Annotated in this window: 12 protein-coding genes; 4 read left to right on the top strand and 8 right to left on the bottom strand. The window is 72.4% G+C overall.

Annotation, left to right across the window (positions count from 1 at the left end; all coding sequences use genetic code 11):
* Positions 1–353: 353 nt before the first annotated feature.
* The 5 genes from LNK82_RS21820 to LNK82_RS21800 form a co-directional block, all read right to left on the bottom strand.
* Positions 354–1,274, bottom strand: a complete 921-nt coding sequence (locus LNK82_RS21820) for a hypothetical protein (protein ID WP_230568889.1) — start codon at positions 1,272–1,274, stop codon at positions 354–356.
* Positions 1,271–1,609: a PadR family transcriptional regulator gene (locus LNK82_RS21815; RefSeq protein WP_230568888.1), complete on the bottom strand. Its 339-nt coding sequence runs from the start codon at positions 1,607–1,609 to the stop codon at positions 1,271–1,273. Before LNK82_RS21815 ends, LNK82_RS21820 begins: the two co-directional genes overlap by 4 nt.
* A gap of 85 nt (positions 1,610–1,694) precedes the next feature.
* Positions 1,695–2,141: a pyridoxamine 5'-phosphate oxidase family protein gene (locus LNK82_RS21810; protein ID WP_230568887.1), complete on the bottom strand. Its 447-nt coding sequence runs from the start codon at positions 2,139–2,141 to the stop codon at positions 1,695–1,697.
* Positions 2,138–2,767, bottom strand: coding sequence for a VOC family protein (locus LNK82_RS21805; protein WP_230568886.1), 630 nt, complete (start codon positions 2,765–2,767; stop codon positions 2,138–2,140). Before LNK82_RS21805 ends, LNK82_RS21810 begins: the two co-directional genes overlap by 4 nt.
* A 264-nt stretch (positions 2,768–3,031) precedes the next feature.
* On the bottom strand, positions 3,032–4,456 hold the full coding sequence (locus LNK82_RS21800; RefSeq protein WP_230568885.1) for a WGR domain-containing protein: 1,425 nt from the start codon (positions 4,454–4,456) through the stop codon (positions 3,032–3,034).
* Positions 4,457–4,946: 490 nt separating this feature from the next.
* Here LNK82_RS21800 and LNK82_RS21795 point away from each other — a divergent pair, with 490 nt between their 5' ends.
* On the top strand, positions 4,947–6,074 hold the full coding sequence (locus tag LNK82_RS21795) for a transcription termination factor Rho, short form (RefSeq protein WP_308257247.1): 1,128 nt from the start codon (positions 4,947–4,949) through the stop codon (positions 6,072–6,074).
* Between the two features lie 22 nt (positions 6,075–6,096).
* On the opposite strand, the gene LNK82_RS21790 is transcribed toward LNK82_RS21795, so the two are convergent.
* Positions 6,097–6,999, bottom strand: a complete 903-nt coding sequence (locus LNK82_RS21790; RefSeq protein ID WP_230568884.1) for a DMT family transporter — start codon at positions 6,997–6,999, stop codon at positions 6,097–6,099.
* A 74-nt stretch (positions 7,000–7,073) separates the two neighbouring features.
* Between LNK82_RS21790 and LNK82_RS21785 the strand changes: the two genes are divergently transcribed.
* Entirely contained in the window at positions 7,074–7,985 is a 912-nt protein-coding gene (locus tag LNK82_RS21785; protein WP_230568883.1) for a LysR family transcriptional regulator, read from the top strand.
* 73 nt (positions 7,986–8,058) lie between these two features.
* Here the strand turns inward: LNK82_RS21785 and LNK82_RS21780 are convergent, their stop codons facing one another.
* Together LNK82_RS21780 and LNK82_RS21775 are read right to left on the bottom strand one after the other, a co-directional pair.
* A complete protein-coding gene (locus LNK82_RS21780) occupies positions 8,059–9,501 on the bottom strand; it encodes an RICIN domain-containing protein (protein WP_230568882.1) in 1,443 nt (480 codons plus the stop codon).
* 220 nt (positions 9,502–9,721) lie between these two features.
* Entirely contained in the window at positions 9,722–10,399 is a 678-nt protein-coding gene (locus LNK82_RS21775; protein WP_230568881.1) for a hypothetical protein, read from the bottom strand.
* A 243-nt stretch (positions 10,400–10,642) separates the two neighbouring features.
* Between LNK82_RS21775 and LNK82_RS21770 the strand changes: the two genes are divergently transcribed.
* Positions 10,643–11,284, top strand: a complete 642-nt coding sequence (locus tag LNK82_RS21770) for a TNT domain-containing protein (RefSeq protein WP_230568880.1) — start codon at positions 10,643–10,645, stop codon at positions 11,282–11,284.
* Between the two features lie 135 nt (positions 11,285–11,419).
* Complete coding sequence (locus LNK82_RS21765; protein ID WP_230568879.1) at positions 11,420–12,742, top strand: cytochrome P450; 1,323 nt, start codon at positions 11,420–11,422, stop codon at positions 12,740–12,742.
* Positions 12,743–12,790: the final 48 nt, after the last annotated feature.

The following is a 12,790-nucleotide window of genomic DNA, read 5'->3' as shown; positions in this document are numbered from 1 at the left end:
GGCAATCGCGGTCGGGGCGGTCCGGGACCGCCCCGGCGGTCGACGGGCGGGTCGGGGATCGGCCCGTCCGGCGTGCCGGACCGGACACCCTCGTCACCGGTGGCGGTGACGTCGCCCCGTCCTCGTGGTGAGCGGAACGTCGCAGGTCACGCCCCGTCAGCGCGAAGTCCTTCGTCGGGGTACGTCCTGCCACGCGATGAGTGGTCGGACGAGGGTGGAGTTGATTTCGTGACGCGTGGTGATCCGGCTTCGCACAGAGGTGTCACGCCGGGGTTCCGGCGGGCGGAAGACCACCCGACGGAGGGAAATGACGGTCGCCCGGTCGACGCCGGGCGACCTCGTCCACCGCCTGGTCAGGTGACCGGCCGGTCGGGACGCCGGCGCACGCGGCGTGGCAGGCCGCCCAACGCCAGCAGCGCCAGCAACGGCAGGCCGTAGAAGACCGCCACCTCCAACGAGGTCGGCATGCGCAGCGAGATGAGCAGCTGGGCGAAGCCCAGCACCGCGGTCACCGTCGGCAGCAGCAGGATCAACGCGGCCCGGCGGCCGACGCGCGACCGGTGGCCGCACGCCACCACCGTGCCGCCGATCACCACGACGAACCGGAGCAACTCGACCACCGCCACGCCGTGCGCCAGGACACCCAGCGCCACGGTCAGGCCGACCGTCGCGGCCAGCACGAGGACCGCCCGGGGCCCGACCAGCTCCCGACCGCGCGCCGGTCCCGGCGACCACGTCAGCGCGACGGCGGTCAGCAGTCCCACCAGGACCCACCCCGCGTCCATCCCGGTCCACCAGTGCTGGTGCGGGAGGAACGTCGCGACCACCACGAACCAGGCCACGGCCGGCCAGGCGAGGACCGCGGCGGCACGCGACCGCCCGAGCAGGACGAGCACGGCCACCACGCCCCACAGGACCCACGCCGGCGCGTCCGGGAACTGCGTGGACCACGGCATGTCCGCCAGCGCGCCCGCCTTCACGAACCACGCGACCTCGTGCACGCCGGTCGTCGCGCCGGCCAGCAGCGCCACCGGCCCGAGCAGGCTGACGATCGCCAGCACGTCCCGGGCGTCGATGCCGTCGGCCGCCACCACCCGCCGCAGGTGCAGCCGCACCGCGGCCCACATCAGGTCGACGTGCTCGCGCCGGCTCGGTCGGGTCCGCTCGCCGGCGCCCGACATCAGCACCGCCAGCATCTCCTCGCCGTGGCGTTCGCGGTGGTCGCGCGGGTAGCGCGCCAGCAGTCGCCGGTAGCGCCGTTCCAACTCGCTCACGCCGTGCCCCCCGCCGGTCGTAGCCGCAAGCGTCGCTCCGCGGCCTGGGTCTGCGCCCGCAACCTCCGCACCTCGGTCTCCAGCCTGGCTGCCCCCTCGTCGGTCAGCCGGTAGTAGCGGCGGAGCCTGCCGTCGACGACCTGCTCCCGGTCGACCGCCACCCAGCCGTCCGCGGACAACCGGTCCAGCGCGGTGTAGAGGGTGCCCGCGCGCAGCTTGACCCGGCCGGCGGAGATCTCCTCGACGTCGAGGAGGATGCCGTAGCCGTGCTGCGCCCGCGCGGCCAACGCCGTGAGGATCAGGAACGTCGGCTCCCTCAACGGACTGTCTTTCACGTGATCGGTATATACCGATCATCAGACTATGGCAAGTTCGGACGCGTGATCGCCCACGATCGGGTGGCCGGTCACGCCGCGGTGGTCAGCCGAGCCACCGGCCGTCGCGCATGAGGGTGCGCCCCCGGAGCTCGTCGGCCTCGCGCCAGGCTTGGATCCGTCGCGGCCGGATCAGGAAGTACTGGTAGGGCTCGTCCTCCTCGCGCGGGTCGAAGCCGGTCCTGGTCGCGAACGCGTCGCCCGCCTCAGGGGCGAGATCGTCCACCGGCTCGGCGGTCCCGTCGACCATGACGACGTCCCGCGTCGGCCCGAGGCTGAGCCGCACGCGGCCGTCCGCCGGCAGGTTGCGGCCGGTGACGGAGGACCGCGGCGTCGAGATGAGGAACGCCGCACCGTCCCAGAGGTACGAGAGCGGCACGAGGTGGACGCCGGCCGGTCCGCCCGTCGCGAGCCAGAGGTCGACGTCGGCCGCCAACCTCGCCCGGGTGTCCCGCAGCCTCTCGTCGAGGCCGCGCGGCGGTGCGGCCGTCATGCGTTCGTCGCCAGCCGGGCCGACGCCTCCCAGGCGAACCCGTCCGGGTCGGTGAAGTCCCCGGCGTCGCCGCCGATCGTGAGCCGGTGCGACCCGGTGCCCTCGGGCGCGACGCCGACGTCCTTGGCCAGCGCGCGACGCCGGTACAGCGCCAGCTTGACGGGGCCCGGCCCGGCGGCGAACTCGACGTACACGCGGCCGAAGCTCTTGCCGACGGCGAGCCCTCGTCCGGTGTAGAACCGCTTGCTCGCGGCCACGTCCGCGACGCCCAGCAGGAGCACGACCTCGTCGATCCGCCGGGTCGCGGGACCGGTGTCCTTCTTGGCCGAGGTCGCGATCTTCCAGATCGCGCCGTCCGGGGCCTGCACGACGGCGCCGTAGCCCCACAGGGACTTCGAGGCGGGCTTGAGCGTGGTGGCGCCGGCGTCGAGGGCGGTCGCGACGAGGCTGTCCACGGTGGACGGCTGGGAGACCGTGAGCGCCAGCGTGAACCCGCGGAAGCCGGTCGTCGGCGCCTCGGAGGCCCGCAGGCGGAGCTGCCCGTCCAGGCCGAACGCGTCGGCGTAGAAGCGGTGGGCGGCCGTGGTGTCGGCCACGTCGAGGGTGACGGATGCGATGTTTGCCATGGGGAGAACGCTAGGTCCGGCCCCACTGCCCGCGCTTCTCGATTCCTGACCGGTCCCCGTGCGGGGCCGGTGCAGACCTGCGCGGGGGTGCCGTGGCGCAACCCGCGACGTCCGACCTCGGCGATCAGGTGAGGGGCGTGCCGAACCCGGGCGGGCGCGGTTCGCCGGCCGGAGCACGACGAGGCGGCCGGCCACCGGTCCGGTCGGCGCGACGCGGCGCGCCGGCGGCGACCCCCGTCGACAGGTCGCCGCCGGCGCCGGTGCTCAGCGCAGGCGCTTGATCTCGCCGCGGGTGCGGTAGAACGATCCGCTGGCCGACGTGAGCACCTCGGTGACCAGGTACCGCGCGCCGGGCACGCGGATGTTCTTGGGGAACTGCACGCCCCACGTCCGGTCGTAGCCCTCCGAGACGACGTGCACCCTGACCCGGCCCCCGACCTGCACGCACTCGACCACGACGCCGTCACCCGGCGCGACGTCCGACACGACCTCGACCTCCGCGGTCGCCTCGACCCGGTCGATGGCGCCCGCCTTGATGTCCTGGCGCTGCGGCAGCTGCCCCTGCTCGGCCGCGCGCACGGCGGCCGGGCTCGCGTCGAGGCACGCGAGCGAGCCGTCCGTGGTCACCAGGTAGAGCCGCTCGTCGCGGTACTGCATGGAGAACGCCGAACCGCACCCCGTGGCGAGCTTCCACAGCCGGGTCCCGTCGGCGGCGAAGCAGTACACCGAGGACTGGTTGTCGCCCGCGAAGACGAACTCGCCGTCGGGCGACGTGGCGCAGGAGAACACGGCCGCGTCGCAGCGGTAGTCGCCGGTCATGCGCCCGTCCGACTTGGCGAACCGGTGCACCCGGCCGCGACTGGTGCCCGCGAAGACGTCGTCGCGCTCCTGCCAGCCGAACAGCACCTGGCCGACGGTGTCGGCGTGCCACGCCCGGTGCCCGCGGCCGGTGTAGTGGGTGACGCCGCGGGAGTGGCCGTGGAAGACGCCTTCCGGCGAGCAGCGGACCATCCAGGCGCTGTCACCGGTGGCCGGCACCGACCACTGGAACTCGTCCTCGTGGTCCACCACGGTCACCCGACCCTGGCGGTCGGACACGCCGAGCACGCCGTCGTGGATGTCGAGCCAGTAGATGTCGACGTCGTCGGCGATCTCGTAGGCCACCCGGGGCACCTTGGCGCCGAGGTCGTACACCTGGCCGTCGTCGCACCCCGCGTAGATCCAGAAGTCGTCGGCCACGATGCACTTCACCGCGTCGGGCAGCCCGAACCGCCCGGTGACCCGGCCGTCGTGGGTGAGGGTGTAGACGTCGCCGTTCTCGTTGCCGACCCACGCGTGGTCCTCGCCGATGAAGATCCCGAACGCCGGAGCGCCGGAGGCGAACCGCCACAGCACCGGCGCCTGGGTGGCGGTGGAGCGGGTGCTGACGATCTGCCGCCTGCTCACCGACCGGCGTTGGCGCACGCCCTTGACCGCCGGCGCGTAGCCCTTGCGCACCTTCTCGCCGATCTTCTTCTCGGCGGCCTTGAGCGCCTTGGTGTGGTCGGCGAAGGTCGCGCTCCTGACCTGCCCCTGCTCCCCGATCCGCCCGTAGGTGATGGTGACTTCGGTGCCGTCGACCCGCACTTCGTAGAACTTGTGCGCGCCGCCGTCGGCCTCGGACAGCTCCAGGTACGTCGTGGCAGACATGCGTTCGCTCCTTCTTCACGTGATCTGAGGGCACGCTATCGAGCCACACCGACAATTCCGCGCGGAGGCGGTCGGGGCGTGGATCGGACGCGGTGACGCGAGCCGGGCCGGTCTCCGAAGTCGAGCGTTCCTCATGAACCACGCCGGCGGGCGAGCTGCTCCCGACTCACTGTCCTCTGTGGACAACCACGGTCGGACGAGTCGGCCGGGAGTCCATTGTGGATCTCCCGCTCGACGCCGCCGGTCGGCGACCACGGGCGATCTCTCTCGACAGGTTCGCGGACGGTGGTTGCGCGATGTCCTGGTAGACGGCTATGCTGTGTGTCATCTCGTTCTCGCGGACGTAGGTGGCCCTGGCCCCTCCCGCGAAATCTCGCGAAATCCCCGGTACCGGTCGGACGTGGCTCGTCGAGCCTTTCCCGACGTGTCCCCGGGTCCCGTCGCGGCGTCGCCGCGCACTCCACCCGTTCCCGCGATCAGGGAGAAACCCTTGAACCACAACGATCCTTCCGACACCCGGCTCACCTCCGGCGTCCTCGACGTCGTCGACCGCCGTGCCGTCCTGCGCACCGACGGCTACCTGCCCGGACCGCTCGACGTCACCGTCCCGCAGCACCTCGTGACCGAACACGGCCTGCGGCGAGGTGACGAGGTGCACGGCCGCGTGGCGCCCGCGCCCGGGGAAGGCAAACCGCCTTCGCTGGTCACGGTCGAGGCCGTCAACGGCGCGCACCCGCGCCACTCCCGGTCCCGGCCGTCCTTCGCCGACCTCCTGCCCGCCCACCCGGACGAACGGCTGCGGTTGGAGACGGAGGCGCACGAGCTGACCACGCGCGTGGTCGACCTGGTGATGCCCATCGGCAAGGGGCAGCGCGCGTTGATCGTCGCACCGCCCAAGGCCGGCAAGACCACCGTCCTGCGGTCCGTCGCGCACGGCCTCGCCAAGAACCACCCGGAGTGCCACCTGATGCTGGTCCTGGTCGGCGAACGGCCGGAGGAGGTCACCGACCTCGCCCGAGCCGTGCCCGCCGAGGTCGTCGCCGCCACCTTCGACCACCCGCCCCGCGACCACACCGCGCTCGCCGAGCTCGCCGTCGAACGGGCGAAACGCCTGGTCGAGCTGGGTCGCGACGTCGTGGTGCTGCTGGACTCCGCGACCCGACTGGGCCGGGCCTACAACCTCGCCGCACCGGTCTCCGGCCGGACCCTGTCCGGCGGCGTGGACGCCGGCTCCCTTACCGGCCCCAAGCGGTTCCTGGGCGCCGCCCGCAACGTCGAGGGCGGCGGTTCGCTGACGATCATCGCCACCGCGCTGGTCGACACCGGCTCGGCGGGCGACGCGCTGCTCTTCGAGGAGTACAAGGGCACCGGCAACGCCGAACTGCGGCTGGACCGCAAGGCCGCCGCCCGGCGCGTGTTCCCCGCCGTGGACGTCACCCAGTCCGGCACGCGCCGCGACGACCTGCTGCTCACACCCCGCGAAGCGACGGCGACCCGCCTGCTGCGCCGTGTCCTCGCGGGCAAGGACGACGCGGTCGACGTGCTCCTCGACGGCCTGCGCAAGACCGGCGACAACGCCGAGTTCCTCGTCCGCCTCACGAACACCACGCCGCGCTGACGCCCACGTGCCGGAAGCGCGGTCAGCGGCGCGACCCGGCGCTGACGAAGGCGACCACGCCGAGCACCACCAGGCACCCGACGAGCTGCGGCGCGCTCGGCCGCTCGTGCAGCAGCACGACACCCATGAGGATCGCGCCCACCGGCTGCAACAGCATCATCGTCGCGCCCGTCGCACTCGACAGCCGCGGCAGCGCCGTGGAGATCAGCAGCCAGCCCGCGATCTGCCCGATCAGCGCCAACGCGACCAGCCAGCCGAGCACGGACCACCTCGGCGACAGGTCGAGCCGGTCCGTCGGCACGCCGATCGCCACCGCCGTCACCCCGGCCGACACGGTGGCCAGGAACAACGTGTGGTCGCGGGCGCCGGGACCGGTGCTGCGGCGCATCAGCACCAGGTAGGCCGCGAACCCCACCCCCGCGCCCAACGCCAGCACCGCGCCCAGGACCGGGTCGGGGCCGAACGCGGGCGTGCCCGCCAGGCCGCCCGCCAGCACGATCCCGCCCAGCAGCACGGGCGCGGCCCACACGAAGCGGTTCGACGGCCGTTCCCGGAACAGCAGGTACGCCACCGCGGGCACGATCACCACCTGCACGGACAGCAGCACGGTCGCGATGCCCGCGCCGACCAGGGCGATCGCGTCACCCCACAGCACGAAGTCCACGCCGAGCCCGACACCGGCCAGCACCGGCAGCAGCAACCGCCGCCGCGCCGTGCCCCGCCGCCGTTCCCACCACACCAGCACGCCCAGCACCGGCAGCGAGAACAGGCAGCGCCAGAACGCGCTGGTGCTGCCACTGGCGCCGGACACCTTGATGAACACCGACGACAGCGCGATGCAGAGACTGCCCGCCATCGCGAGCAGCGCCGGGTTCACCCGCGTGCCGGGCAACACGGGCGCCGGTCGGGCTTCGGTCGTGGTCACCCGTCCACCCTGAGGTCCACCGACCATCAAGGACAAGCGAATTGTCGTCAGCGGAATTCGGTAGCATCTCTACCGTGTTCGGTTTGGAGCGGATGCGTGCGCTGCACGCCGTGGCGACCCACGGGACGGTCGCGGCGGCGGCCACGGCGCTGCACGTCACCCCGTCCGGCGTGTCCCAGCAACTGGCGAAGCTGGAACGGGAAGCCGGGCAACGGCTGCTGGAGCCGCACGGCCGCACCGTCCGCCTCACCACCGCCGGGCACGTGCTCGCGGGCCACGCGGCCACCATCCTGGCCCAGGTCGACAAGGCGCGGTCGGACCTGGAGCTGCTGCGCGAGGACATCACCGGCCCCCTGCGCATCGGGGCCATCCCCACCACCGTGCACGCCCTGCTGCCGCCCGTGCTGGCGGCGTTGCGCGCGCAACACCCCGGCCTGGAGGTGACCCTGCACGAGGGCGAGGCCGAGGAGACCATGCCGCTGGTGGTCGACGGCAGGCTGGACGTGGCGGTCCTGGAGAGCTGGGAGCACCGACCCGTCACCGTGCCGCCGTCGACCTCGCGGACCACGCTGCTGTCCGACGTGGCGGACCTCGCCGTGCCCGCGAGCCACCGCCTGGCGCACCGCAAGGCCGTCGACCTGGCCGAGGTGGACGACCTGCCGTGGATCGCCTGGAGCGCGGGCTCGAGCTGCCACGACTGGCTCGTGCACGTGCTGCGGCAGCAGGGCCTGGGCGCGCGGATCACCTGCACCGTCGGCAGCTACCCGACCCAGCTGGCCCTGGTCGCGGGCAACGTGGGCGCGGCCGCGATCCCGCGCCTGGGCCGCGACTCCGTGCCCGAGGGCGTGCGGCTCCTCACCACCCGCCCGGCGCTGAACCGCACCATCTACGCGATCAACCGCGCCGAGGACGACGACCGGGGTGCGATCAGGGCCTGCGTGGACGCCCTGACGGCGGCGGCGACCAGGTTCCAGCACCTCGCCTGACGACGGGCGCCCGAGCGCCCGCCCCCGACCGGGGATCGTCCCGGTCGGAGGCGGGCGCCGGTGAAGGCCGCGCTCAGACGCGCGTCAGCTGGAACTGCTGGTTCTGCCCGGAGCTGCACGGGTACTGCTTGAACTGCAGGTTGTCCTGCGAGCTGGACGGCAGGTCCAGGCACTTGCCGGAGTGCCGCGCGACCAGCCTGGAGTAGCCCGACCCGGCATCCACCAGCGACCACTGCTGGTTCTGCCCGGAGTTGCAGCTCCACTGCACGACGGCCGCGCCGTCGGCCGTGCTGCCGTCGCTCACGTCGAGGCACTTGCCGGAGTGCCGGGCGATCACCTGGTAGTGGTTGCCGCCCGCGGACTGCAAGCGGAACTGCTGGTTCGTGCCGCTGCCGCACGGGTACTGCATCAACGCCGCGCCGTCCGCGCCGCTGGCGTTGGCGACGTCGAGGCACTTGCCGGAGTGCCGCACGCTGATCCGGTTGTAGGTCAGGGCCACGGGGCTGATCGTGCCGGTCGCCGTGTCGATGACGATCTGGCCGGCGTTCGACAGGCTCATGGTGGTGTTGTTGGAGAACGTGATCGGGAGCCAGACGTAGCTGGAGTCGCTCACGGGTCCGTTCCAGGCTCCCGCCCAGCGGTCGCCCATGTAGAGGTACGACGTCGCCTGGGTGCCCTGGATCGGCAGCACGTAGGCGGGTTGCGAGCGGTACGTGGTGGAGTCGCCCACGTTGCGCATCTCGCTCCACGGACCGGACACGCTGGTGGCGGTGGCGTACTTCGCCTGGTTCGGCGACCACCCCGTGGCGCCGGACGTGAGCATGAAGTACACGCCGTTGCGCTTGAACAACGCCGGCGCCTCGCGGTGCCCACCCGGCCACGGGTTGCCGACCAGCTGCGCGATACCGCGGTAGTCGGCGTTGAGGCGGTAGATGTGCAGGTCGTAGTTCTCCCGCGCGGCCGAGATCATGTACGCGGTGCCGTCGTCGTCCTTGTACAGGGTGATGTCACGCGACATGTGCCCGAGCGGCCGGAAACTGCCCTGGTAGGTGTAGTTGCCGTCCACAGTGGACGAGTACGCCACGGCGGCCCGCGCCTCGCCGTAGTGCTGGCCGTTCTCCCAGTGCATCCACATGACGTACTGGCCCGTGGACGCGTTGTAGACGACCTTCGGCCGTTCCACCCAGGAGGTGCGCAGTTCCGAGTGGCTGTTCTGGGTGAGGACGTTGTTGCGGAACTCCCAGGTCTTCAGGTCGGTCGACCGGTAGACGGAGACGGCGCGGAACAGGTTGTCCGGGTGCCGGTTCTCGCCGAACCAGTAGTAGTAGCTGCCGACCTTGATCACGCCACCGCCGTGCGCCTGGACGAGGTTGCCGCCGGTGTCGGTGAACTGCACGCCCACGTCAACGGTGACGGGAGCGGCGTGCGCCGTGCCGCCGGGTAGCAGCAGGGTGGCCAGGCCGACGGCCGCGGCGGTCAACGCCGCACGCCACCGCCTCGGGGACAAGCGGGACATCTGGACTCCTTTGTCCGGCCCACCACGGGGATCGAACGGCCAGCGCCCGGCGTGGGCGACTCCGTGCGCTGGCGGCGGCGCCGTCCCACGCAATGTTTACGCAAACATCGGGACCAATGCTCGCAGTGCGCCGTGCCGGCGTCAACCCTCGGGCGGGCGCGGCGGGAGCGGTGACGTCACGCGGTGGAACCGGCGGTGATCGTGCCTCGGCTCGCGTGGTTCACCAGTGGCGGTTGCAGCACTCGACGTGCAGCTCGACGAAGGGGTTGCGGGCGTCCGGGTTGGACCACCGGTGGCGTCCCAGCCCGATCTCCGCGCAGCAGTGCGTGTCGGGCAGGGTGGCGATGTGGGCCGGGCAGTCCTCGGCGAGACCGCGCACCTGGTCGCCTTGGAGCTCGTAGGCCTGCCGGCTGCCGACGACGAAGAGGGTGTCGGCGGCGATGGTCCAGCGGAGGTGGTCGCGGAACTCGCGGTGGTGGCGCCGATCGTGCTCCTCGCGCCCGATCGCGCGGAACGCGTCGGTCGGCAGCGCCACCTTGTGGACGGCGGCCGGTGACAGGCCGGCGCGGACCCGCTTCCACCGCGACACGGGGAACTGGAGGCTGTGGTGCAGCAGCACGAGGTCCAGCTTCCGGCCGCCGCCGTACTCCTCACCGCAGCGGACCGGGCTCGACCGCAGCGGCAGGTACACGAGGCTGCGGGGTGAACGCGCGGCCAGCCACCAGGCGAACGCGAGGTCCACGGTCGCGGCCTTGTCCACCGACATCTGCGCGCCGCGCGAGGTTTCGCGCAGTGACGCGTGGGAGATCGGTCGCGAGGGACGGATCACCCGGTAGCCGTCGCCACCCAACCGCACGGCGCTGACGAGCGTCCGCCACTCCCGTCCGGCCAGCCGCACGTGTCCACCCTCTCCCCGGTGTCGATCGACGGCGACACTGTAGGCATCGGCGCCCACCGACGACCAGCGAATTGGCCGCGCCCCATGGCAGTGCGCCGTCGGCGGCTACGCAGCGGAACCGTGCACTCGACCGGCTCACGTGCCGTGATGGATCGGGTGAACCCACCTTCGACGCCTCCAACCGGGAGTGCAACGGCGCTAGCGTTCCCCGCGTCCGGCCGTCGAGCACGAGGAGGTCGTCGGATGCGAGGGTTCGCCAAGTTCGCCGCCGCCGTGTCGTCAGTCCTGCTGGCATCGGCCCTGGCCGCCGCCCCCACCGCCCACGCGGTCCAGAACGATCCCACCGAGTGCTCCGCGGCGCTGTACCAGGACGACCGCAGGCTCGGACCCGAGCGCCTGCCCGTGGCGGGCCCGGTCGGCCGTCAGCTGGTCGGGTACGACCGCACCGGCGGCCTGTCCGAGGAGGAGTTCTTCGACACCTACTACGACAGCGCCGCGAACTCGTGGCGCTACCCGCCGGCGGACGGCTACGAGGTCGACCAGGACGGCAACCCGATCAAGCAGCAGGAGACCCTGAACGAGGGCGAGTGGATCGACCGCTACGGCAGCGAGTACGGCGCGTTCCTCGCGCCCGAGGGCCTGCCCTACACCAGCCGCTCCATCCCGCCGCAGAACCTCGTCGGCACGCCGGCGGAGAACTGCAACTACCACGTCTACCTCGTCACCAGGGACTTCGACGTCGACGCGGGCCCGATCGCGCCGTGGTTCGCCCAGTCCGGCGGCGGCAGGCAGTACCAGCTGCGGGGCGCGTACGTGCCGGACGCGCCGGAGCGGCTGAACGTGGCGTGGTTGCTGGAGCACGACTACCTCGTCCGACTGCGCTGACGGCGACCTCGCCCTGGTACCGCACTGTGTGAACGGCTCGATCGGCAAACCGTAGTCGACGCACCGCGACCGCACCGCCACGATGGGGGGAAAGCGCGGGAGGTGCGGCCAGTGGACCCGGCAACGCGGATTCCCATGGCACGAGGTCGGTTGCCGGTCGTCGGGCACGCCTGGCCGATGATGCGCGACCCGCTCGGCTTCCTCGGTTCCCTCGCCCGCCAGGGACCCCTGGTCCGCATCGCGTTCGGGCCGGTCAAGGCGATCGTCGTCTGCGACGCCGAGCTGGCGCAGCAGATGTTCCGCGACGACCGCACGTTCGACAAGGGCGGCCCGTTCGCCGACCGGGTGCGCGACGTGGTCGGCAACAACCTGTCCACCTGCCCGCACCACGAGCACCGCAGGCAGCGGCGGCTGCTGCAGCCCGCGTTCCACGTCGGCAGGTTCGACGCCTACGGGCGCACGATGTCCGCGCAGATCGCCGACCGCGTCGACGCGTGGCGCGACGGCCAGGTGCTCGACGTGCCCGCGGAGATGGGGATGCTCGCCACGAACGTGCTCACCGCCACCATGTTCTCCGACACGCTGTCGCCCGCGCAGCTCAAGCGGTCGCAGGAAGACGCGGACGTGCTCGCCACCGACGTCCTGCCGCGCATGATGATGCCCAAGGCGCTCACCAGGCTGCCGCTGCCGGTCAACATGAGGTTCGAACGCGCGCACACCCGGCTCAGGGCGATGATCGAGGCGATCGTCCGCGCCCGGCGCGAGGAGGGCGGCGACCGGGGCGACCTGCTGTCCGCGCTCCTGGCCGGGTACGACGAGGAGTCCACCGGCGCGGACCGGACCTTGTCCGACCACGAAGTGGTCAACCAGATGCTCACCTTCCACCTCGCCGGCAGCGAGACGACCGCCGTCACGCTCGCGTGGGCGCTGCACCTGATCGCACGCCACCCCGACGTCGAACGCCGCCTGCACGCCGAGGTGGACGCCGTGCTGGCCGGGCGGACCGCGGGGCCCGGTGACCTGGCCGCGTTGGAGCTGACCGGGCGCGTGATCACCGAGACGCTGCGCCTGCGGTCGCCGGTGTACGTCCTCACCCGCGAGGTCACCGCCGACACCGAGCTCGGTGGGCACCCGCTGCCGGCGGGCACGGTGCTGGCGTACAGCCCGTACCCCATCCACCACAACGCCGACCTGCACCCGGACCCGCAGCGCTTCGACCCCGACCGCTGGGACCCGGCCCGCAAGCCCGCGCGCCACGCGTTCGTGCCGTTCGCGAACGGCGCGCGCAAGTGCATCGGCGACAAGTTCAGCCTGATGGAGGCGACGTTGGCGCTGGCGTCCATCGTCGCCCGGTGGCGACTGCGGCACGTGCCCGGCGGCGTGGACGTCCGACCCGCCGCGGCGGCGGTGATCCGGCCGCGTCGGCTGCGGATGCGTGCGACGAGTCGCGTGTCCTAGTGCCGTGACCGGCGGCCGGCGCACCAGCCGCCCGGTCCGGGTCGATAC

This window comes from Saccharothrix luteola (assembly GCF_020859565.1).
Taxonomy (GTDB): domain Bacteria; phylum Actinomycetota; class Actinomycetes; order Mycobacteriales; family Pseudonocardiaceae; genus Actinosynnema; species Actinosynnema luteola.
Note: the sequence above shows the minus strand (reverse complement) of the source record. Positions and strands in the feature narration are given on the sequence as shown.